The following is a 21235-nucleotide window of genomic DNA, read 5'->3' as shown; positions in this document are numbered from 1 at the left end:
AGGCGGTCCCCTAGAACTGGATCGAGTTGATCGTGTCCGCTATCGAGTTCAGGAACCGCTGGATGTCGTCGGCCATGCCGGTCGAGGCCAGGAAGAAGCCGAAGAGGACGGCGACGATCGCCGGCCCCGCCTTGATGGAGCCTCCCCGGAGCAGCACCACCAGGATGATTGCCAACAGCAGCACCACTGACAGCGAAATGGCCACAACTGATCACACCCTCGGTCGGTCCGCTCTCCCGGCCCGGGGGTGCCGCGTCGCACACCCCCGCCAGAACCATCGTGCCACCAACCGGGCCCCGCTATGCGGCGGGTGACACATCGTCCGGCCGGATCCCGGGTGACCCGGTGCCCCGCACGGGCGGGACCCACTCCACGATCACACCCCGTATGCACATTCGAGAGGTCACCCGTACGAGCAATTCCAGTCGATTCGTTTCCATACACACACATCGCGTTCGCAGATATTTCGAATTGTCGCCACGGCCACAGCGCCGACCACATCACAGGGAGATCACCAGGATCACCCACGGGTCCCGTAAGCGTATTGAAGCGGACATTCCAGCAGAGTCGCCCGCCGGTCTTATGCGGTGCTTAGTCATGATGAGTCATGACAAGTGGGATGCATCGCCGCACCCTGTCGCCGCACGGCGTACCCAGTGTTGTGGGGGCCGTCACGCGAACGGAGGCATCGAGTTCCGTGAAATGCGGGGTACCCGACAGGCACGCCGGAGCCGAATGCAGGAATGACGTCGAGGGTTTTACGGAATCACGGAGAGAACGCTAGGGTGCCTCAGATGTTCTACGCTGCCCCGTCCCCCACAAGAGCAGCGAGGTCCTGTGACGACTCGCCGAGTTTCCGGCGGGGGGTTGCATGACTAGCTCGCTGCGATCGCACGGTGACCGGAAAACGCCGTCCCCTCCGGACCAGCAGACCCAGCGTCCCCGGCCGGGCCGTCAACGTGACGCGTTCTTCGACAACGCCAAGTACCTGGCGATCGTGCTGGTCGGCATCGGTCACGCCTGGGGACAGATCCTGGACGGGAACCGGACCGTGGAGACCCTCTACCGGGTCCTGTACACGTTCCACATGCCGGCGTTCATCGTCATCTCCGGCTATTTCTCGCGCAGTTTCGACCTGAGCCCCAAGCGGGTCAAGCGGCTGATCACCGGTGTCGCCGTCCCGTACCTGGTGTTCGAGGTCGTGTACACGCTGCACCGCCGCTTCAGCGAGGACCCGCAGAGCGACTTCAGCCTGCTGGACCCCACCTACCTCCTGTGGTTCCTGTGCGCGCTGTTCGTCTGGCGGCTGACCACGCCGATCTGGCAGACGGTCCGCTGGCCGCTGCCGATCGCGCTCGCCATCGCCGCGGCGGCGTCCGTGACGCCCAGCGTCGGCAACGACCTGAACATGCAGCGGGTGCTCCAGTTCCTGCCCTGCTTCGTCCTGGGTCTCGTGCTGCGCCCCGAGCACTTCCAGCTGGTGCGCCGCCGTTCGGCGCGGATCGCGGCCGTACCGGTCGTCGCGGCGGCCGTGGCCGTCGCCTGGTGGTCGGTGCCGCGCATGGAGACCGGCTGGTTCTACCGCAACGAAGCGATGACGGACACGGGCCTGCCCTGGTGGTCCGGTGCGATCGTCACCCTCGCGCTCTTCGGCTGCTCGGTCGTGCTGACCGCCTGCTTCTTCGCCTGGGTGCCGGGCCGCCGCATGTGGTTCACGGCGCTCGGCGCGGGCACGATCTACGGCTACCTGCTGCACGGCCTCCTGGTGAAGGAGGGCACCTACACCGACTGGTTCAAGCAGCCCCTGCTCGACCAGCCGCTCGGCGAGATCGGCCTCACCGTCCTCGGGGCCACCGTCGTCACCCTGTTCTGCACCAAGCCGGTCCAACGGGCCCTGCGGTTCGTCGTGGAGCCCAAGATGGACTGGGCGTTCAAGCGCGATCCGGGTGCGGCCGCCCGGGGACGCAGGGAGCAGGAGAAGAAGACAGGGCCGGCCGAGGCGCGCGAGACGGCCGCGCCCAGCAGGGCCGGCGAGAAGGTCTCCGTCTAGGGACGGGTCCCGCGGCCCGTCCCGCCCCCGCCTCAGGCACCCGGTTCGGCCAGGCCGAGAAGTGCGCGCATCCGCGTGTACTTCTCGGTCAGCCGTGTGCGGGTGGCCTCGTCGAGGACCGCGAGGCGCGCCGGGTCGGCGTTGTGCGCCAGGTCCGCCGCCTTGACCAGGGCCGCGCCGGGCGTGGCCAGGATCCGTGCCGCGTACGCCTCGGGCGCCTCGCCCGGCCGTCTGGTGAGGGCGAGGACGATGTCCTTGGTACGGCGGCTCAGCGCGGCCTCGCTCAGCCATCGCTCGGAGAGCGCGTCGTCCTCGACCGCGTCGTGCAGCCAGGCCGCCGCGATCTGCTCGTCGTCCCCGCCGCGCCGCCGCACGCCCTCGGCGACGGCCCGCAGGTGTTCGGCGTACGGCCGGCCCGCCTTGTCGGTCTGTCCGGCGTGGGCGGCCCGGGCGGTGGCCTCGACCTCGGCCGGGGTGAGCCGTGAGGCGGGCGGGGGTGGTGCGGGTGAAGAGGTGTGGGACACGGAGTCCACTGTGTCAGCCGGCCGCCGGCGGCGCCGACTGGGGCGTCAGTCCCTCGCGGCTGATCAGCAGGAGCGCCCGGTCGTCGTTGACGTCCTTGGCCACCGCCTCGATCAGATGCCAGGCGGCACCGTGGAAGCCGCCCGCGACATAGCGGTCGGCCTCGCCGGTGAGCCGGTCGATGCCCTCGGCGATGTCCCGGTCGGAGGTCTCCACCAGTCCGTCCGTGAAGAGCATCAGCACGTCTCCCGGACGCAGCGAGCCCTTCACCTGGTCGAACTGCGCCCCGTCGTACACGCCGAGGAGCGGGCCGTCGGCCGACTTCTCCTCCCAGCGGCCGGTGCCGGCGCTGAGCTGGAGGCCCGGCGGATGCCCGGCGGAGTACAGCTCGTAGTCGCCGGAGTCGAGGTCGAGGACCAGGTGGATGGAGGTGGCGAAGCCCTCGTCCCAGTCCTGGCGCAGCAGATAGCCGTTGGCGGCCGGCAGGAAGGCGTGCGGGGGCAGGCTGCCCAGCAGTCCGCCGAAGGCGCCCGACAGCAGCAGGGCGCGTGAGCCCGCGTCCATGCCCTTGCCGGAGACGTCGGTGAGGACCACCTCGAGCGTCCGGCCGCCGTTGGTGCGCGCGGCCACGACGAAGTCGCCGGAGAAGGACTGGCCGCCGGCCGGGCGCAGCGCCATCTCGCGGTGCCAGCCGGTCGGCAGCTGGGGCAGCTTGCTCTGGACGCGGATGCGCTCGCGCAGGTCGAAGAGCATGGTGCCGCCGCGCCGCCAGGGCACGCCGACCCGGCTGCGGAACTGGGCGACGAGCAGCCCGAAGAAACCACAGGCCGCGACGGTCAGGACCACGCCGGGGGTGACCCGGGAGGGTCCCTCGGTGTACGGGCCGAGTTGCACGGACTCCACGATCAGCGCCGTGGCGGCCGCCGCGTACAGGCCGAGCAGGCTGGCCGGGCGCAGCAGCAGGCCGCCCGCGACGATCGGGATGACCAGCGCGGCGGGGGCGCACCACACGGAGTTCATCATCGTGGTGGCCGCGATGACGGGGATGGTGAGCAGCAGTCCGGCGAGCGCGATCCAGTCCGAGCCGTCGCCGCGGAAGTAGTCGACGGCGGATCGGCGCACGCCGACGCGGGCCCGGTGCCACTGCTTCTTCCACCGGGCCGTGAACGTCTCGGCCGCCGCGCGCCGCTGTCGTCCTGCTGTCATTAGTTCGGGACCCTATCCATCGGACCGGCCGCTTGGCACGGGAGGTCCCACTTGTCCCCCGTCCGAGGCCCGACTTCACAGTGAACTTCACGAACGGCCTTCGCGCCGCAACCCTGCGGAAATTGTCTCGCTCGTCTCCCTACCGCCCTGGTACGCATGCTGCATGGGACGCTCCACGGGAACAGACGGCGACGACATGACGACCGGGCCGCGGGTACTGCGACGCGACGAATGGGACATCTGGTACGGGTCGCTGATCCGTGCCTTCGGCGGGGTGCCGGAATCCGCCGAGGAGACGGCGATGTACCGGGAGCTGACGCGGGTCGAGCGCTCGATCGGCGTGTGGGAGGGCGACGCCTGTGTCGGGACGGCGGGGGCGTTCGACTTCCGGCTGACCGTGCCGGGCGGTGCGGCGGTGGCCGCGGCCGGCGTGACGATGGTGAGCGTCGCCGCCACGCACCGGCGGCGGGGTGTGCTCACGTCGATGATGCGGCGGCAGCTGGACGACGTGCGGTCCTGGGGCGAGCCGCTGGCCGTACTGACCGCCTCCGAACCGGCGATCTACGGCCGGTTCGGGTACGGCGCCGCGACCTTCCAGGTCAACGCGGAGATCGACACGGACCGGGTCCGGCTGTCGGTGCCGCCGGGCACGGATGACGTACGGCTCGCGTACGCGGCGCCCGCCGACGTGCTCGACGCGTGCGAGGCGGTGTACGCGCGGCGGGTTCCCGGGCGGCCCGGGATGCTGGCCCGGCTGCCGGGCTGGGACCGGCTGGGGCTGCTCGATCCGGAGAAGGACCGGGAGGGTGCCTCGCCGCTCCAGTGCGTGGTCGCCCGGCGGGACGGCGAGGTCACCGGGTACGCGCGGTTCCGGGTGCGGCCGGACTGGGAGCCCGCGGGGCCCAGGGGCACGGTGGTGCTGGACGAGCTGGCGGGGCTGGACGCGGCGACCGAGGCGGCGCTGTGGCGCTTCCTGTTCGACATCGACCTGACCTCGACGCTGACGGCGCGGGGACGGCCCGTCGACGAGGCGTGGCAGTACCAGGTGTCCGACATCCGGCGGTGCCGGCCGACGCTGCGGGACGCGCTGTACGTGCGGCTGGTGGACGTGGGGGCGGCGCTGGCGGCGCGGACCTACCAGGCGCCGGTGGACGTGGTGTTCGAGGTCGAGGACGCGTTCTGCCCCTGGAACGAGGGGCGTTGGCGGCTGAGCGGCGACCGCAAGGGCGCGTCCTGCGAGCGGACGTCCGACGCGGCGGATCTCGCCCTGTCCGTACGGGAGTTGGGCGCGGCCTATCTCGGGGGCGTGAGCCTGGCCTCGCTGGCCGCGGCCGGGCGGGTGCGGGAGCTGCGGTCCGGGGCGCTGACGGAGGCGTCGGTGGGGTTCGGGTCGCCCGTCGTGCCGTGGCTGCCGTACGGGTTCTGAGGGCGGGGCCCTACCGCTTCTGGCAGGTCGGGCACCAGAAGAGGTTGCGGGCGGCGAGGTCCGCGGTGCGGATCGCGTCGCCGCACAGGTGGCAGGAGAGCTTGGCCCGCCGGTAGACGTAGACCTCGCCGCCGTGGTCGTCGACGCGGGGCGGGCGGCCCATGGCCTCGGGGGTGTGCTCGGGCCGGACGGTGTCGATGCGGTTGTTCCGCACGCCCTCGCGCATGAGCACGGTGAGGTCGTGCCAGATGGTGTCCCACTCGGCGGGGGTGATGGCCTTGCCGGGGCGGTACGGGTCGATGCCGTGGCGGAAGAGGACCTCGGCGCGGTAGACGTTGCCGACGCCGGCGATGACCTTCTGGTCCATGAGCAGGGCGGCGATGGTGGTGCGGCTGCGGGAGACGCGCCGGTAGGCGGCCTGCGGGTCGGCGTCCGGGCGCAGGGGGTCGGGGCCGAGGCGGTCGTGTATCGCCCGCTTCTCCGGGTCGGTGATCAGGGCGCAGGTGGTGGGGCCGCGGAGGTCGACGTACGCGGTGTCGTTGGTGAGGCGGAGGCGGACGGTGTCCGTGGGCGGGGGCGCCGGGGTTCCGCCGAAGGTGACCTTGCCGAAGAGGCCGAGGTGGATGTGGACCCAGTCGGCGGGCTCGGCGGCGCCGAAGCCGAGGAAGAGGTGCTTGCCGTGGGCCTCGGTGCGGACGAGGGGGGTGCCGGCGAGGAGGGCGGCGGAGTCGGCGAACTTGCCCTGGGGGCTGGTGACGTGGACCGCCGTCCCGGCGAAGGCGGCGGCGTAGTCCTGGGCCAGCCGGTGGATGGTGTGCCCCTCTGGCACGTCGGTGTCCTTTCCTTGCCTTGGCCCGCGCACCCGACTCGGCCGGTCGAGAGGCGGGACTCGCCCCGGGGCTCCGCCCCGGCCCCCGGCGGGGACTCCGTCCCCTGCACCCCTGGAGCACCTGCCCCGGGCCCACGCTCCAGCACCCGGTTCCAGCTCCCGAGCGCACGCTCCAGCAACCGGTTCCAGCTCCCCGGGCCCACGTTCCCGCAACCGGTTCCAGCTCTCCGGGCGCACGCTCCAGCACCCGGGCGCCGCAGGTTACCCGGCCCCAGGCGGGCCCGCCCCGACGCACACGCGCCGGGGAGGGACGGCACCGTTACCGGCGCTTCGCGCTACTGCTGCGGGTGGTGTGCGGGGATCGGCGGGAGGTCGCCCGTGGTCTCGTAGGACGCGAGCATGTCGATGCGGCGGATGTGGCGCTCGTCGCCGGAGAACGGGGTGGCGAGGAAGGTCTCGACGAACTTCGTCGCCTCGTCCCGGGTGTGCATGCGGGCGCCGACCGCGACCACGTTGGCGTCGTTGTGCTGGCGGCCGAGAGCGGCCGTCTCCTCGCTCCAGGCCAGGGCCGCGCGCACACCCTTCACCTTGTTCGCGGCGATCTGCTCGCCGTTGCCGGAGCCGCCGATCACGATGCCGAGGGCGCCGGGCTCGGCGGCCGTCCGCTCGGCGGCGCGGAGGCAGAAGGGCGGGTAGTCGTCCTGGGCGTCGTAGATGTGCGGGCCGCAGTCGACGGGGTCGTGGCCCGCCGCCCTGAGCCAGTCGACGAGGTGGTTCTTGAGTTCGAAGCCCGCATGGTCCGAGCCGAGATACACGCGCATGCGACGAGTGTGACATGCGCCCTAGGGGAGGGCCCTGTCGGGTGTCAGCCTTGAAATCGCCAAGTGAAACTATGGAACCTCAGGAAAAGCTCAAGTAACGATCCGGATTCAGAGGTTCCCCAATCCGTTCACCTCCGTTTCACTGGTCCGGCTCGTACACCGCTCGTACGGGAAAGTGCACGACCGGCGCAAAGGAAGACCTCCCCCATGACTTCGCAGCCGACCTTGACCAAGCCCGAGGACGGGCCCGCGGGGCCCGGAGAACCCGGGCCCGGGCTTCAGGCAGGACTCAAGAACCGCCATCTGTCGATGATCGCCATCGGCGGTGTCATCGGAGCCGGACTCTTCGTCGGCTCCAGCTCGGGAATCGCCACCGCGGGCCCCGGCATCCTCCTCTCCTACGCCCTCGTCGGCACGCTCGTGGTGCTGGTGATGCGGATGCTCGGGGAGATGTCCGCCGCCAACCCCACCTCCGGCTCCTTCTCCGCGCACGCCGACCGGGCGATCGGCCCGTGGGCCGGGTTCACCATCGGCTGGCTCTACTGGTTCTTCTGGGTCGTCGTCCTGGCCGTCGAGGCGACGGCCGGGGCCGTGATCCTCGAAGGCTGGATACCGGCCGTGCCCCAGTGGGGCTGGGCCCTGATCGTGATGGTCGTCCTGACCGCCACCAACCTCGTCTCCGTCGGCTCCTACGGCGAGTTCGAGTTCTGGTTCGCGGGGATCAAGGTCGTCGCCATCGCCGCGTTCATCGTCGTCGGCGGACTGGCCGTCTTCGGGCTGCTGCCCGGCGCCGACACCGACCAGGCGGGACTGTCCAACCTGACGGAGCACGGCGGATTCCTGCCGAACGGGGCGGGCGCGATCCTGACCGGTGTACTGCTCGTCGTCTTCTCCTTCATGGGCAGCGAGATCCCCACGCTGGCCGCCGGTGAGTCCGAGGACCCGCAGCGCGCCGTCACCAAGGCGACCAACAGCATCATCTGGCGTATCGGCGTCTTCTACCTGGGCTCGATCTTCGTCGTGGTCGCGCTGCTGCCGTGGGACTCGCAGTCGATCATCGACAAGGGCTCGTACGTGGCGGCCCTGGACTCGCTCGGTATCGCGAACGCCGGTCAGATCATGAACTTCATCGTGCTGACCTCGGTGCTCTCCTGCCTGAACTCCGGGCTCTACACGGCCTCCCGCATGGCCTTCTCGCTCGGCCGGCGCGGTGACGCCCCGAAGGCCTTCGCCCGCACGACCTCGCAGGGCGTGCCGCGGACGGCGATCCTCGTGTCCGTGGTGTTCGGCTTCGTCGCCGTCTTCTTCAACTACGAGTTCCCGGACTCCGTCTTCCTCTTCCTCGTCAACTCCTCGGGCGCCGTGGCCCTCTTCGTCTGGCTGGTGATCTGCCTCTCGCAGCTGCGGATGCGCAGGATCATCGAGGCGGAGGCGCCGGAGAAGCTGGTGGTGCGGATGTGGCTGTTCCCGTACCTGACCTGGGTGGCCGCCGCCGTCATCGTCTTCGTGCTCGGCTACATGCTCACCGACACCGAGAACAACGGACGCACGACCGTGCTGCTGTCGCTGCTCGTCGCGGCGCTCGTCATCGTCGTCGCCCTGGTCAAGCAGCGGATCACCGGGCGGAAGGACGCCGCCGACAAGGCCGTCGCCGAGAAGGGCTGACCGCCGCCCGTACCCGGGACATGAAGGAGGCCCGCCCGGTCGCTGCCGCGACCGGGCGGGCCTCCTTCATGCGCCGGCGCGGCTCTACCGCTTGTCGGCCAGCTTCCACACGGTGGGCAGGACGCCCATCGCCAGGGCGGCCTTCAGCGCGTCGCCGATCAGGAACGGGGTGAGGCCGGCCGCGATCGCGGCGGTGAGGGACATGTCCGCGGCCAGGGCCAGGTACGGCACGCCGACGGCGTAGATGATCGCCTCGCCGAGCAGCATCGTGCCGGCCATGCGCAGCACTGAGCGGTCGGCGCCGCGGCGGGCCAGGGCGCCCACCACCGTGGCGGCGAGCAGCATGCCGAAGACATAGCCGAGGGACGGGGCCGCGGTGCCGGAGCCGCCCTCCGCGAACCACGGCATGCCGGCCATGCCGACCAGCGCGTAGAGCGCGAGCGAGAGCAGGCCGCGGCGCGCGCCGAGCGCGGTGCCGACGAGCAGCGCCGCGAAGGTCTGTCCGGTCACCGGCACCGGGGAGCCGGGCACGGGTACCGCGATCTGGGCGGCCACGCCGGTGAGGACGGCGCCGCCGACCACGAGCGCTACGTCCCGGACGCGGGAGGAGGGGATGAGGTCGGCGAGGACCTGCCCGGAACGGGTGGTGGGGACGGCGGCGGTGCTCATGGGGACTCCGCGGTGGTGTGGACATGTCGGGACAGCGTGACGCTATCCCAGCGGGCCGGGCCGATCACCAGCAGCGCTCGACAAAGGCTCGATCGGCGGCTTGGTGGGCTCCCGACAAACGCGCGGGATACACCCGCTCCCGGGTGACACCGGTCACGGAGCGGGTGAGGCGGGCGTCACGACAAGCGGAATTCCGCATTCGGACGACCACGTTCCGTATCGGCATCGTCCGTATCGTGGGCAGCCGCTGTCGCCCACCGGCGCGACCCCGGAGACTGTGGGCGTTTTTGCCCTGCCCCTCCCCCACGCATCGGACGAGCCGCTCCATGTCCAACAGCACCACCACCGAGGCACCGCCGCGGTCGGACGACACCGCCCTCTCCCACGGCCTCAAGCAGCGCCACCTGTCGATGATCGCCCTCGGCGGCGTGATCGGCGCCGGGCTGTTCGTCGGCTCCGGGGCCGGTATCGCCGCCGCCGGACCCTCGATCGTCGTCGCCTACACCCTCTCCGGCCTCCTCGTGATGCTGGTGATGCGGATGCTGGGCGAGATGTCCGCCGCCTACCCGTCCTCGGGCTCCTTCTCCGCGCACGCCGAACGGGCGATCGGCCCCTGGGCCGGGTTCACCGCGGGCTGGGCGTTCTGGGTGCTGCTCTGCACGGCCGTCGGCCTGGAGGGCATCGGCGCGGCGCAGATCGTGCACGGCTGGCTGCCGGGCACGCCCGAGTGGGCGTGGGTGGCGCTGTTCATGGTGGTGTTCTGCGGGACGAACCTGGCCGCGGTGAAGAACTTCGGAGAGTTCGAGTTCTGGTTCGCCGCCCTCAAGGTCGGCGCGATCTCGCTCTTCCTGGTGCTGGGCGTGCTGGCGATCGCCGGCGTCCTGCCGGGCACCGACGCCCCCGGCACCTCGCACCTCGGCGACTTCATGCCCAACGGCGGCAACGGCCTGATCATCGGCCTGCTCGCCTCGGTCTTCGCCTACGGCGGCCTGGAGACGGTGACCATCGCGGCGGCCGAGTCGGAGAACCCGGTGAAGGGCGTGGCGAGCGCCGTGCGGACGGCGATGTGGCGGATCGCGCTCTTCTACATCGGCTCGATGGCGGTCATCGTCACCCTGGTCCCCTGGGACTCCCCCGAGGTGGTCGAGAAGGGCCCGTACGTCGCCGCCCTCGACGAGCTGGGCATCCCGGGCGCCGGCCAGCTCATGAACGTCGTCGTGCTGGTCGCGCTGCTGAGCGCGATGAACGCCAACATCTACGGCGCCTCGCGGATCGGCTACTCGCTGGTCGAGCGCGGCCAGGGCCCGAAGGTGCTGGGCCGGGTGTCGGGCGGGGTGCCGCGGATCGCGGTGCTGGTCTCCTCCCTCTTCGGCTTCGGCTGCGTGCTGCTCAGCTACTGGCGGCCGGACGACGTCTTCTCCTGGCTGCTGAACATGATCGGTGCGGTCATCCTGGTCGTCTGGATCTTCATCGCCGTCGCCCAGCTGCGGCTGCGCCGCCGCCTGGAGCGCGAGGCCCCGGAGAAGCTGGTCGTGCGCATGTGGGGCTTCCCGTGGCTGACATGGGTGGCGCTGGCGGGCATGGCCGCGGTCTTCGTCCTGATGGCCCGCGAGCCGGACACCCGGGTGCAGCTGTACTCGACGGGCGGGATGACGCTGGTCCTGGCGGCCGTCGGCTACGCCTGGCAGCGGCGGCGCGCTCGCGTGTGACCCGCCCGGCCTCTCCGAGAGCCCCCGCACGGACGCGTGCGGGGGCTCTTTCGTGCTCGTTCGGCCCGCCCGTCCACGCTCTCCCGACAACCTGCTGCTAGCGTGCACTTGCAAGCCTTTTGCAATAAGAAGGTCGGAGGGGATCCGCCATGCCCGTGTACACGCTTCCTGAACTGCCGTACGACTACTCCGCGCTGGCCCCCGTGATCAGCCCGGAGATCATCGAGCTGCACCACGACAAGCACCACGCGGCCTATGTGAAGGGCGCCAACGACACCCTGGAGCAGCTCGCCGAGGCGCGCGACAAGGAGTCGTGGGGGTCGATCAACGGCCTGGAGAAGAACCTCGCCTTCCACCTCTCCGGGCACATCCTGCACTCCATCTACTGGCACAACATGACCGGTGACGGCGGCGGCGAGCCCCTGGACAAGGACGGCGTGGGCGGCCTGGCCGACGCGATCGCCGAGTCGTTCGGTTCCTTCGCCGGTTTCAAGGCGCAGCTCACCAAGGCCGCCGCGACCACTCAGGGCTCCGGCTGGGGTGTGCTGGCGTACGAGCCGCTGAGCGGCCGCCTGATCGTCGAGCAGGTCTACGACCACCAGGGCAACGTCGGCCAGGGCTCCACGCCGATCCTGGTCTTCGATGCCTGGGAGCACGCCTTCTACCTCCAGTACAAGAACCAGAAGGTCGACTTCATCGACGCCATGTGGGCCGTCGTCAACTGGCAGGACGTGGCCAAGCGCTACGAGGCCGCCAAGGCCCGCACGAACGTGCTGCTGCTGGCGCCCTGACGCCGCCCGACTCCCCGAGTCGTCCTGCCTCGTGATCGTCTTCTCACCCTTCACGGCGGCAGGCGGAATGAGGGAAGCCCCCGCGAGGACCTGACTCGCGGGGGCTTTCTGCGTGCCGGGCGGGGTGTCAGGGCTTGCGGGCGAGCCCGCCGTGCTGCCCGATCGGCTGCGGGGCCGTTCCGTCCGGGGCGGGGTCCGGGCGCCACAGCGGGACCGACACCACGCCCGGGTCGACCAGGTCGAGGCCGTCGAAGTAGGCCTCGATCTGCTCGACGGGACGCAGGAAGTAGGGGACCGCGCCGGTCTCGTTGTAGCCGTCCTGGGCCGCCTCGTAGGCCGGGTCGGTGCCGCGGGAGCCGTCGTTGACGCAGAGGAAACTGCCGGCGGGCAGGCCCGCCATCAGGCGGCGGACCAGGTCGCGGGCCCGGTCGTGGCCGTCGACGTGACCGAGGATGCCGCTGAGGATGAGGGCGGTGGGGCGGGTCGGGTCGAGGGTGCGTCCGGCCGCCTCCAGGATGCGCTCCGGCTCGTACAGGCTCAGGTCTTCGTAGGCGGTGACGCCCTCGGGGGTGGAGGTGAGCAGGGCGCGGGCGTGCGCGAGGACCAGCGGGTCGTTGTCGACGTAGACGATCCGCGCCCCGGGGGCGTGCCGCTGGGCGACCTCGTGGGTGTTGTCGGCGGTCGGCAGCCCGGTGCCGACGTCCAGGAACTGGCGCACCCCGGCCTCCAGGACCAGGTACCGGATGGCGCGGCCGAGGAAGGCCCGGCTGCTGCGGGCGATGGTGACGATGCCGGGGAAGACGGCCGTGTAGGCGTCGCCGGCCGCCTCGTCCACGGGGTAGTTGTCCTTGCCGCCCAGCCAGTAGTTCCAGATCCGGGCCGAGTGCGGCACCGAGGTGTCGATCTCCGTCATGGGATGGGGCTCGCCTCCAGTGAGTGGGTGTGCCCATGCTCCTACGGGAGGGGAGCCGACGGGAACGGATGACCGCCGCCGGGCGGAGGCTTCCCGGTGCGAGTTGTTCCGGGCCACAGTGTCCGGCATGAGTCTTCCGAACCGGCGCTGCCCCAACTGCGGGGACACGGACCAGGACTTCCGCCCGCTCGACGGGGCCGAGCGGGCGTACGCGCTCACCCTCGCGCAGGTGTCCCGGGCCGACCTGGGCATCTACCGGCGCTGTGCGCGCGAGGGCTGTGTGCGGGTGCAGTCCTACTTCAACTGGAAGTCCGGGTTCGATCTGCCGGACTCCTTCCGGCCTACAGGTTGCTGAAGTCCGGGCCCTTGGTGCGGGTGCGCTTGATCTCGTAGAAGCCCGGGACCGAGGCCACCGCGAGGGTGCCGTCCCACAGCCTGGCGGCCTCCTCGCCCTTGGGCGCCGGGGTGACGACCGGGCCGAAGAAGGCGAGCTGGCCGCCGTCGGCGCCGGGGACGGCGATGACCGGGGTGCCGACCTCCTGGCCGACCATGTCGATGCCCTCCTTGTGGGAGGCGCGCAGCTGGGGCTCGTAGGGCGTGGCGTCCCAGTGGTCCATGAGGGACTCGGGCAGGCCGACGTCCTTCAGGGCGGCGGCGACGGTCTCGCGGCCCGGGCCCTCCTCCTGGTTGTGGATACGGGTGCCGAGGGCCGTGTAGAGGTCGCCCAGCACCTCGGCGCCGTGCTCCTCCTGGGCCGCGATGACCACGCGGACCGGGCCCCAGGCCTTGACCTCCAGCATCTCGCGGTACTCGTCGGGCAGCTCGTCGAGCTTGTCCTCGTTGAGCACGGCGAGGCTCATCAGGTGCCAGCGGACCTTGATGTCCCGGACCTTCTCCACCTCCAGGACCCAGCGGGAGGTCATCCATGCCCAGGGGCACAGGGGGTCGAACCAGAAGTCGACGGGAGTCTTGTCCGACATGTCTCTCCTCATGAGGCGCACGAGCGGGCTTCTGTACGGGCAACGCGGCCGTACACCCCACCATTCCCGGGCTGCCGCACGTCAGGGGCACATGGCAGGATCGGTGCTGTCCGCATACTGAACACCATCCGAGGGAGTGCCACCCGTGCCCGGTGAGAATCTGTCCCGCGACGAGGCCCGGGAGCGGGCCGCCCTGCTGTCCGTCGACGGGTACGAGGTGTCCCTCGACGTGCGCTCGGCCGTCGGTGACACGCAGGGCGGGGGGCCCCGCACCTTCCGTTCCGTCACCACGCTCCGGTTCCGCTGCAACGAACCCGGCGCGAGCAGCTTCGCCGACCTGGTCGCCCCGAGCGTCACCGCCGTCTCCCTCAACGGCCGCGACCTCGACCCGAGCGAGGTCTTCGACGGCACGCGGATCGCCCTGGAGGACCTGGCCGCCGACAACGAGCTGGTCGTCGACGCCCAGTGCGCCTACTCCCGCACCGGTGAGGGCCTGCACCGCTTCGTCGACCCCGAGGACGGCGAGGTGTACCTGTACACCCAGTACGAGCCGGCCGACTCCCGCCGGGTCTTCGCCAACTTCGAGCAGCCGGACCTGAAGGCACCGTTCCGCTTCGAGGTGCGGGCGCCGGAGGAGTGGACGGTGTGGAGCAACGGCGCGGGCGAGCGCGTCGACGGGGTGTGGCGGTTCGCGGAGACGAAGCCGATCTCGACGTACATCACCTGTGTCGTGGCCGGTCCGTACCACTACGTGACGGACTCCTACGAGCGGACCCTGGAGGACGGCACACGGCTGGAGATCCCGCTGGGCGCCCTGTGCCGCAAGGGGCTGGCGCCGCACTTCGACGCCGACGACGTCTTCCTGATCACCAAGCAGGGCCTGGACTTCTTCCACGACCACTTCGACTACCCGTACCCCTTCGGGAAGTACGACCAGGCGTTCGTGCCCGAGTACAACCTCGGCGCGATGGAGAACCCGGGCCTGGTGACCTTCCGCGAGGAGTACATCTTCCGCGGGAAGGTGACGCAGGCGTCGTACGAGGGCCGCGCCAACACGATCCTGCACGAGATGGCGCACATGTGGTTCGGCGACCTGGTCACCATGGAGTGGTGGGACGACCTGTGGCTGAAGGAGTCCTTCGCCGACTTCATGGGCGCGTTCGCGAACGTCGGCGCGACCCGCTTCAAGGACGCCTGGATCACCTTCGCCAACCGCCGCAAGGCCTGGGCCTACCGCGCCGACCAGCTGCCCTCCACCCACCCGGTCACGGCCGACATCCGTGACCTGGAGGACGCCAAGCTCAACTTCGACGGCATCACCTACGCCAAGGGCGCCTCCGCGCTGAAGCAGCTGGTGGCGTACGTCGGCCAGGACGCGTTCCTGGAGGGCGCGCGGCGCTACTTCAAGCGGCACGCGTACGGCAACACCCGGCTGAGTGATCTGCTGTCGGTCCTTGAGGAGACCAGCGGGCGGGACATGGCGGCCTGGGCGCGCTCCTGGCTCCAGACGGCGGGCGTCAACTCGCTCACCCCGCAGGTGCTGCTGAGCGCCGAGGGACGGATCGACGAGCTGGCGGTGGTGCAGGAGGCCGCTGTGATTGCCCCGGCGGACCACCCCGAACTGCGCCCGCACCGGGTGGCGGTGGGCCTGTACCGCCGTACCGGCGAGGGCTCCCTGGAGCGGTACGCGCGCGCCGAGGTGGACGTCGACGGGCCGCGCACGGTCGTCGCGGAGCTGGCCGGCGCCGAGGCGCCCGAGCTGGTGCTGGTCAACGACGACGACCTGACGTACTGCAAGACCCGATTCGACGACACCTCGCTGGCGACGCTGCGCGAGCACCTGGGCTCGCTGACCGACCCGCTGGCCCGCGCCCTGTGCTGGTCGGCGCTGTGGAACATGACGCGGGACGCGCTGCTGCCGGCCCGGGACTTCATCGGTCTCGTCCTGCGGTTCGCGGGGCGCGAGTCCGGCATCGGCGTGCTCCAGATGCTGCACGCCTGGGCCGAGTCGGCGCTGACGCACTACGTGGCCCCCGAGTGGCGTGAGACCGGTGGCCGGCTGCTCGGCCAGGGCGCGCTGCGGGAGCTGCGGGAGGCGGCGCCGGGCGGCGAACCGCAGCTGGCGTGGGCGCGGTTCTTCGCGGCGGTGGCGTCCGAGGAGGCCGAACTGTCCTTGCTGCGCGGGCTGCTGGACGGCTCCGAGAAGATCAACGGCCTGGAGATGGACCAGGAGCTGCGCTGGGCGTTCCTCGCCCCGCTCGCGGCGCACGGCGTGGCGGACGAGGCGGTGCTGGCCGCCGAGCTGGCCCGCGACGACACGGCCTCCGGCAAGCGCCACCAGGTGCGCTGCCTGGCGGCCCGGCCTTCGGCGGCGGTGAAGGCGCAGGCGTGGGCGCAGGTCGTGGAGTCGGACGCGCTGTCCAACGCCCTGGTGGAGGCGACGATCGCGGGCTTCGAGCGGTCCTCGCAGCGGGAGCTGCTCGCGCCGTACACGGAGAAGTACTTCGCGGCGATCGAGCGGGTGTGGGCCGAGCGGTCCATCCAGATCGGGATGGACGTGGTCCGGGGCCTGTTCCCGTCCCTGATGGACTCCCAGGACACGCTGGACGCGACGGACGCGTGGCTGTCGGCACACGAGGACGCGGCACCGGCGCTGCGCAGGCTGGTCCTCGAGGCGCGGGACGACCTGTCGCGTGCGCTGCGGGGGCAGGCGTGTGACGCGGCGGCGGCCCGCTAGGCCGGACGTGTCCCGGACGACGACGATCTTTGGCCAATGATTGGGCGCTCCGTCATCGTTACGGAATTCAGTCAATAGCAGCCGTAACCCCTGGACCGCACCTCGGCGGACCAGGGGTTTTCGGCATCCGAACACCCGTCCTTTAGGACGGGCTTGTCCGGGTTCGGCGATGAGCGTGTAACAGGGGTTAAGGGACGGATCGGGCGCGGGAAACCCCCGGTCATGACGCACAACACCCCGCTCTCCCCCCGCCCCCTGCACGACCTGGCGCACGGCAGGCGCCGGCTGATGACGGCCGCCCAGCTCCGGGCGCACGGCGTCTCCGCCGCCGAGACCGGCGAACAGTGCCGGCCCGGCGGCCCCTGGCGGCAACTGCTCCCGAACGTCGTCCTGCTGCACCCGGGCCCGCCGACCGGCGACGAGCGCCTGCACGCGGTGCTGCTCTACGCGGCGCGGGAGCGCACGTCCGGCACGGTCCCGGGCGTCACCGCAGCCGTACCGGTCCAGCCGGGCGGCGAGCACCCGCCCGTCCCCGCGTACGCGGAGGCGATGATCACGGGGCTGGCCGCGTTGGCGCTGCACGGTTTCTCGGCCGCTCCCCCGCTGCCGTCCCTGGAGGTCGTCGACGTACTGGTGCCGCGGCTGCGCCGGCTGCGGACCACGGGGTTCGCGCGCATCGTCCGCACGGCCGCGCTGCCCGTCGCCGAGGAGGTCGGCGGGGTGCCGGTGGCGCCGGTGGCGCGGGCACTGGCCGACGCGGTGGCGGAGCTGACGGACGCGGAGGCCGTACGGCGGCTGCTGACGGAGGCGGTGCGCGGCGGGTACTGCGAACCGGCCGCGGTGGTGAGGGAGCTGAACCGGGCGCGGCTGCTGAGCCGGCCGCACGTGGTGGACGCCGTGGACTCGCTGGTCGCCGAGGGGCGGGCGCTGGCCGAGCAGCGCCTGTACCGGATGGTGCGCGAGCACGGCCTGCCGGAGCCGGTCTGGAACGTCGACCTGCGCATGCCCGGCGGCCCCCACCTCGGCGGCGTGGACGCCTTCTGGCCGGAGCAGGCAGTGGCGCTGGAGCTGGACACCCGCGCGCACCGGCAGCGGGAGGACGACCCGCTCTGGGCCGAACACGTGCGCAAGCGGGAGCACTTGGAGCGGCTGGGTATTACGGTCGTGCACCTCACCCCGCGCAAACTGCGGGACTCGCTGGAGCACCAGGCGACCGTCGTCCGTACGGCGTTGATGGCGGCGGGGGACCGGGAACCCGCCGCGTATGTCGTGGTGCTGCCCCAGTAGTGAACGACGGGGCGGTCACCAGGAGGGGAGAGGAGGGGCCGCGGGGCACGACGCCCGCGGCCCCTCCTCACGCCACCCCCGGTCCGGCTCCGGGGATTGTCACGGCCCGCCCCTTGTGTCCCGGATGGCGTATGGCGGAAGTACGCCATGACTCCTTCCCGTCCCGGACAACTCTCCCCAAACAGTGATCCCTTGGGTAAAGCTGAGCGGTCGTCCGGGATCGGATTCCGGACTGCCGCGGCCAGGGCCGGTCTGCCCCGGTCGTGCACGCACGTTCCTTTACCTACAAGGGATGCCGATGACCCACACCCCCCAGCGCGAACCGATACCGGGCGCGAGACGCGCGGCCCGCATAGCCGTGGCCGCGGGCCTCGTGGCCGCGCTCGCCGCGGCCGGGCCCGTGCCCGCGGCCTTCGCCGCCGACGGCCCGGTGGCCGCTCCGCCCGCCGACGCCTCCGTCAAGTCCGCGCACGACAAGCTCGGTTCCGACGACGCGGACCGGCTCGCCGAGGCGAAGGCGGACGGCGAGAAGAACGTCACGATGATGGTCGCCACCGCGCCGGGCGACACCGAGCGGGTGGCAAGGGAGCTGGACGCGGTCCCCGGCGGCACCGTCGGCCGGACCTACGACGAGCTGGGCTACGTCCGCGCCACGGTCCCCACCGCCAAGGCGGACTCGGCCATCGCCGCCGCCGCGAAGCTCTCCTCCGTGCACGGCATCGACCTGCGCGAGGAGATACCGCTGGACGACCCGACGCCGAGCGCGGACCGGGCGAAGGGCGCCGAGCACCACAAGGGCCGTTCCTACCCGGCGCCGGACCGCCGCACCCCCGCCGAGAACCCGTACAACCCGTCCTTCGAGACGGGCGCCGTCGACTTCGTGGAGAAGTACCCGAAGGCGGACGGCCGCGGCATCACCATCGGCGTCCTGGACTCGGGTGTCGACCTCGGGCACCCCGCGCTGCAGAAGACCACCACCGGCGAGCGCAAGATCGTGGACTGGGTCACCGCGACCGACCCGGTCGTCGACGGCGACCGCACCTGGCGCCCGATGACCACCTCGGTGTCCGGGCCGACCTTCACCTACGGCGGGAAGACCTGGACGGCTCCCGCGGGCTCCTACCAGGTCAGCAGCTTCCTGGAGTCCTACACCACCGGCGGTGACGCGGCCGGCGACGCCAACCGGGACGGCGACACCACCGACTCCTGGGGCGTCCTGTACGACGCGAAGGCCGGCACGGTCCGCGTCGACCTGAACGGCAACCACGACTTCGCCGACGACACCCCGATGAAGCCCTACAAGGACGGCTTCCAGATCGGGTACTTCGGCACCGACGACCCGAAGACGGACGTGGCCGAGCGCCAGCCGTTCGTCGTCGAGATCCGCAAGGACGTCGTCTACAACCCCTCCGGCGCCAAGGCCGACTTCGTCAACATCGGCGTCATCGAGTCCGAGCACGGCACGCACGTCGCCGGACTCACCGCCGCCAACGGCCTGTTCGGCGGCCGGATGGACGGTGCCGCGCCCGGCGCGAAGATCGTCTCCTCCCGCGCCTGCACCTGGAGCGGCGGATGCACCAACGTCGCGCTCACCGAGGGCATGATCGACCTCGTCGTCAACCGCGGCGTCGACATCGTCAACATGTCGATCGGCGGCCTGCCCGCGCTCAACGACGGCAACAACGCCCGCGCGGAGCTGTACACGCGGCTCATCGACGACCACGGCGTCCAGCTCGTCATCTCCGCGGGCAACTCGGGCCCCGGCGCCAACACCATCGGCGACCCCGGCCTCGCCGACAAGGTGATCTCCGTCGGCGCGTCCATCTCCCGTGAGACCTGGGCCGCCAACTACGGCTCCCAGGTGCGCACCAAGTACGCGATGATGCCGTTCTCCTCGCGCGGCCCGCGTGAGGACGGCGGCTTCACGCCGACGCTGACCGCGCCCGGCGCCGCGGTCAACACCATCCAGACCTGGATGCCCGGCGCCCCGGTCCCGGAGGCGGGCTACGCCCTGCCGGCCGGCTACGGCATGCTCCAGGGCACCTCGATGGCCTCGCCGCAGGCCGCCGGCGCCTCCGCGCTGCTGCTGTCCGCCGCGAAGCAGGCGCGCCTCGACCTCACGCCGGCGAAGCTGCGCACGGCGCTGACCTCGACCGCCGACCACATCAGCGGCGTGCAGGCGTACGAGGAGGGCGCGGGCCTGATCAACGTCCCCGACGCCTGGCGCGCGATCCGCGAGGGCGCCACCGCCCACGAGTACACCGTCCAGGCCCCGGTCGACACCGCGATCGACCAGTTCCTGAAGACCCCGGGCAAGGGCACCGGCCTCTACGACCGCGAGGGCGGCCTGAAGGCCGGCGAGCGCAGGACGTACGAGATCACGCTCACCCGCACCACCGGCTCCGACCGGGCGGTCCGGCACGAGCTGGAGTTCGAGAACAACGCCGGGCGCACCTTCCGGATCGTCGGACCCGACGAGGTGCGGCTGCCGCTGAACGAGCCGGTGACCGTCAAGGTCGAGGCGCGGCCCGGGTCCGCCGGGCTCAAGAGCGCGATCCTGGAGGTCGACGACCCGCGCACCGAGGGCGTCGACAAGCAGGTCCTGACCACGGTCGTGGTCTCGGCCCCGCTGAAGTACGACGTCTCCGCCAAGGGTTCCGTGCAGCGCAACGCCACCAAGTCCTACTTCGTGACCGTCCCCGAGGGCGCGAAGTCGCTGGAGGTGGCGATGAGCGGGCTGAAGGCCGGGAGCCAGACCCGGTTCATCGCCATCCACCCGTACGGCGTCCCGGTCGACAACACCTCCACGCCGTACTGCTACAACAACTACCTCGACGGCAACGGCTGCCGGCCCGACGTGCGCGCGTACGCCGACCCGCAGCCCGGCGTCTGGGAGATCGAGGTCGAGTCGCGGCGCACCTCGCCGCTGCTGGACAACCCGTACAAGCTGGACGTCACCGTCCTCGGCGCCGTCTTCGACCCGGAGACCGTGACCGTGCCCGAGGCGAAGGCCGGCACCCCGGCCGCCGTCTCCTGGAAGGTGACGAACCGCTTCGCCCCGCTGGAGGGCAGGCTGACCGGCGGTCCGCTCGGCTCGTCCGAGACGTCCCGCCCGTCCATCGCGCAGGGCGGGACGGCCACCTCCACGGTCGAGGTGCCCGAGGGCGCCGACTCGCTGGACGTCGCCATCGGCGGGGTCTCCGACGCGGCCGCCGACCTGGACCTGACGGTCTACGGCGCGGACGGTGCCGTGGTCGGCCAGTCCGCCGACGGCGACTCCGAGGAGTCCGTCTCCGTCGCGAAGCCGGCCGCCGGCACGTACACCGTCGAGGTCGCCGGCTACTCGGTGCCGTCGGGCAGCACGGAGTACGACTACCGGGACGTGTTCTTCGCCGCGACCCTCGGCTCGGTCGCGGTGGACGGCGCGGCGCCGGTCGAGCTCGGCACGGGCGACTCGGCGACGGTCACCGCCCAGGTGACGGCGCTGGCCGCCGCCCCGGAGGGCCGTGAGTTCTTCGGCCGGGTCCAGCTGGTCAACGCCCACGGCACGGCCGCGGGCCTGGGCAGCGTGCGGATCGGGAAGGTCGTGCCGTAGTCCGGTGCGGCGGGTGACGGGCGGGCGCTCCTTCG

At 71.4% G+C, this 21235-nt stretch carries 17 protein-coding genes; 9 read left to right on the top strand and 8 right to left on the bottom strand.

Features of this window, described 5'->3' with window-relative positions:
* Positions 1-10 precede the first annotated feature (10 nt).
* The gene (locus ACZ67M_RS02150) at positions 11-205 is read right to left on the bottom strand and encodes a hypothetical protein (RefSeq protein WP_053130833.1); all 195 of its coding nucleotides are present in this window, start codon (positions 203-205) and stop codon (positions 11-13) included.
* 666 nt (positions 206-871) lie between these two features.
* Here ACZ67M_RS02150 and ACZ67M_RS02145 point away from each other — a divergent pair.
* On the top strand, positions 872-2050 hold the full coding sequence (locus tag ACZ67M_RS02145) for an acyltransferase family protein (RefSeq protein ID WP_469849230.1): 1179 nt from the start codon (positions 872-874) through the stop codon (positions 2048-2050).
* A gap of 32 nt (positions 2051-2082) precedes the next feature.
* Here the strand turns inward: ACZ67M_RS02145 and ACZ67M_RS02140 are convergent, their stop codons facing one another.
* Together ACZ67M_RS02140 and ACZ67M_RS02135 are read right to left on the bottom strand one after the other, a co-directional pair.
* Positions 2083-2574 (bottom strand): HD domain-containing protein, encoded by a 492-nt coding sequence (locus ACZ67M_RS02140; protein ID WP_467320280.1) that lies wholly within the window; start codon positions 2572-2574, stop codon positions 2083-2085.
* Positions 2575-2587: 13 nt separating this feature from the next.
* Entirely contained in the window at positions 2588-3778 is a 1191-nt protein-coding gene (locus ACZ67M_RS02135) for a PP2C family protein-serine/threonine phosphatase (RefSeq protein ID WP_122620113.1), read from the bottom strand.
* Between the two features lie 163 nt (positions 3779-3941).
* Here ACZ67M_RS02135 and ACZ67M_RS02130 point away from each other — a divergent pair, with 163 nt between their 5' ends.
* Positions 3942-5204, top strand: a complete 1263-nt coding sequence (locus ACZ67M_RS02130; RefSeq protein ID WP_392235186.1) for a GNAT family N-acetyltransferase — start codon at positions 3942-3944, stop codon at positions 5202-5204.
* Between the two features lie 10 nt (positions 5205-5214).
* On the opposite strand, the gene ACZ67M_RS02125 is transcribed toward ACZ67M_RS02130, so the two are convergent.
* Both ACZ67M_RS02125 and ACZ67M_RS02120 read right to left on the bottom strand, forming a co-directional pair.
* Positions 5215-6033, bottom strand: coding sequence for an Fpg/Nei family DNA glycosylase (locus ACZ67M_RS02125; RefSeq protein ID WP_469849228.1), 819 nt, complete (start codon positions 6031-6033; stop codon positions 5215-5217).
* A 335-nt stretch (positions 6034-6368) separates the two neighbouring features.
* The gene (locus tag ACZ67M_RS02120; protein ID WP_352153278.1) at positions 6369-6854 is read right to left on the bottom strand and encodes a ribose-5-phosphate isomerase; all 486 of its coding nucleotides are present in this window, start codon (positions 6852-6854) and stop codon (positions 6369-6371) included.
* Positions 6855-7061: 207 nt separating this feature from the next.
* On the opposite strand from ACZ67M_RS02120, the gene ACZ67M_RS02115 reads away from it, so the two are divergent.
* The gene (locus ACZ67M_RS02115; protein WP_307012083.1) at positions 7062-8519 is read left to right on the top strand and encodes an amino acid permease; all 1458 of its coding nucleotides are present in this window, start codon (positions 7062-7064) and stop codon (positions 8517-8519) included.
* 84 nt (positions 8520-8603) lie between these two features.
* Here the strand turns inward: ACZ67M_RS02115 and ACZ67M_RS02110 are convergent, their stop codons facing one another.
* A complete protein-coding gene (locus tag ACZ67M_RS02110; protein WP_469849225.1) occupies positions 8604-9188 on the bottom strand; it encodes a biotin transporter BioY in 585 nt (194 codons plus the stop codon).
* Between the two features lie 326 nt (positions 9189-9514).
* Between ACZ67M_RS02110 and ACZ67M_RS02105 the strand changes: the two genes are divergently transcribed.
* Entirely contained in the window at positions 9515-10897 is a 1383-nt protein-coding gene (locus tag ACZ67M_RS02105) for an amino acid permease (protein ID WP_361354657.1), read from the top strand.
* A 149-nt stretch (positions 10898-11046) separates the two neighbouring features.
* Positions 11047-11688, top strand: a complete 642-nt coding sequence (locus ACZ67M_RS02100) for a superoxide dismutase (protein WP_161328442.1) — start codon at positions 11047-11049, stop codon at positions 11686-11688.
* A gap of 127 nt (positions 11689-11815) precedes the next feature.
* Here the strand turns inward: ACZ67M_RS02100 and ACZ67M_RS02095 are convergent, their stop codons facing one another.
* On the bottom strand, positions 11816-12601 hold the full coding sequence (locus ACZ67M_RS02095) for an SAM-dependent methyltransferase (RefSeq protein ID WP_392008468.1): 786 nt from the start codon (positions 12599-12601) through the stop codon (positions 11816-11818).
* 127 nt (positions 12602-12728) lie between these two features.
* Between ACZ67M_RS02095 and ACZ67M_RS02090 the strand changes: the two genes are divergently transcribed.
* Positions 12729-12956 carry a hypothetical protein gene (locus ACZ67M_RS02090; protein WP_385800451.1) on the top strand — a complete coding sequence of 76 codons (228 nt, stop codon included), beginning with the start codon at positions 12729-12731 and terminating at the stop codon, positions 12954-12956.
* On the opposite strand, the gene ACZ67M_RS02085 is transcribed toward ACZ67M_RS02090, so the two are convergent.
* Positions 12943-13581 (bottom strand): mycothiol-dependent nitroreductase Rv2466c family protein, encoded by a 639-nt coding sequence (locus ACZ67M_RS02085; RefSeq protein ID WP_392008466.1) that lies wholly within the window; start codon positions 13579-13581, stop codon positions 12943-12945. The genes ACZ67M_RS02090 and ACZ67M_RS02085 overlap by 14 nt on opposite strands.
* A gap of 145 nt (positions 13582-13726) precedes the next feature.
* Between ACZ67M_RS02085 and pepN the strand changes: the two genes are divergently transcribed.
* The 3 genes from pepN (at position 13727) to ACZ67M_RS02070 (ending at position 21200) form a co-directional block, all read left to right on the top strand.
* Positions 13727-16318 carry an aminopeptidase N gene (pepN, locus tag ACZ67M_RS02080; RefSeq protein WP_469849222.1) on the top strand — a complete coding sequence of 864 codons (2592 nt, stop codon included), beginning with the start codon at positions 13727-13729 and terminating at the stop codon, positions 16316-16318.
* Between the two features lie 222 nt (positions 16319-16540).
* Complete coding sequence (locus ACZ67M_RS02075; protein WP_361354643.1) at positions 16541-17605, top strand: hypothetical protein; 1065 nt, start codon at positions 16541-16543, stop codon at positions 17603-17605.
* A gap of 298 nt (positions 17606-17903) precedes the next feature.
* A complete protein-coding gene (locus tag ACZ67M_RS02070; RefSeq protein ID WP_469849220.1) occupies positions 17904-21200 on the top strand; it encodes a S8 family serine peptidase in 3297 nt (1098 codons plus the stop codon).
* Positions 21201-21235: the final 35 nt, after the last annotated feature.

The sequence above is a fragment of the Streptomyces sp. NPDC107500 genome, from assembly GCF_055582785.1.
This window is presented reverse-complemented; position numbering and strand designations above follow the sequence as displayed.

Coding starts and splice junctions, on each gene's coding strand:
- ACZ67M_RS02120 (WP_352153278.1), bottom strand. CDS start 6,854: ATGCGCGTGTATCTCGGCTCGGACCATGCGGGCTTCGAACTCAAGAAC.
- ACZ67M_RS02130 (WP_392235186.1), top strand. CDS start 3,942: ATGGGACGCTCCACGGGAACAGACGGCGACGACATGACGACCGGGCCG.
- ACZ67M_RS02075 (WP_361354643.1), top strand. CDS start 16,541: ATGACGCACAACACCCCGCTCTCCCCCCGCCCCCTGCACGACCTGGCG.
- ACZ67M_RS02095 (WP_392008468.1), bottom strand. CDS start 12,601: ATGACGGAGATCGACACCTCGGTGCCGCACTCGGCCCGGATCTGGAAC.
- ACZ67M_RS02115 (WP_307012083.1), top strand. CDS start 7,062: ATGACTTCGCAGCCGACCTTGACCAAGCCCGAGGACGGGCCCGCGGGG.
- ACZ67M_RS02090 (WP_385800451.1), top strand. CDS start 12,729: ATGAGTCTTCCGAACCGGCGCTGCCCCAACTGCGGGGACACGGACCAG.
- ACZ67M_RS02135 (WP_122620113.1), bottom strand. CDS start 3,778: ATGACAGCAGGACGACAGCGGCGCGCGGCGGCCGAGACGTTCACGGCC.
- ACZ67M_RS02105 (WP_361354657.1), top strand. CDS start 9,515: ATGTCCAACAGCACCACCACCGAGGCACCGCCGCGGTCGGACGACACC.
- ACZ67M_RS02070 (WP_469849220.1), top strand. CDS start 17,904: ATGACCCACACCCCCCAGCGCGAACCGATACCGGGCGCGAGACGCGCG.
- ACZ67M_RS02110 (WP_469849225.1), bottom strand. CDS start 9,188: ATGAGCACCGCCGCCGTCCCCACCACCCGTTCCGGGCAGGTCCTCGCC.
- ACZ67M_RS02100 (WP_161328442.1), top strand. CDS start 11,047: ATGCCCGTGTACACGCTTCCTGAACTGCCGTACGACTACTCCGCGCTG.
- ACZ67M_RS02145 (WP_469849230.1), top strand. CDS start 872: ATGACTAGCTCGCTGCGATCGCACGGTGACCGGAAAACGCCGTCCCCT.
- ACZ67M_RS02085 (WP_392008466.1), bottom strand. CDS start 13,581: ATGTCGGACAAGACTCCCGTCGACTTCTGGTTCGACCCCCTGTGCCCC.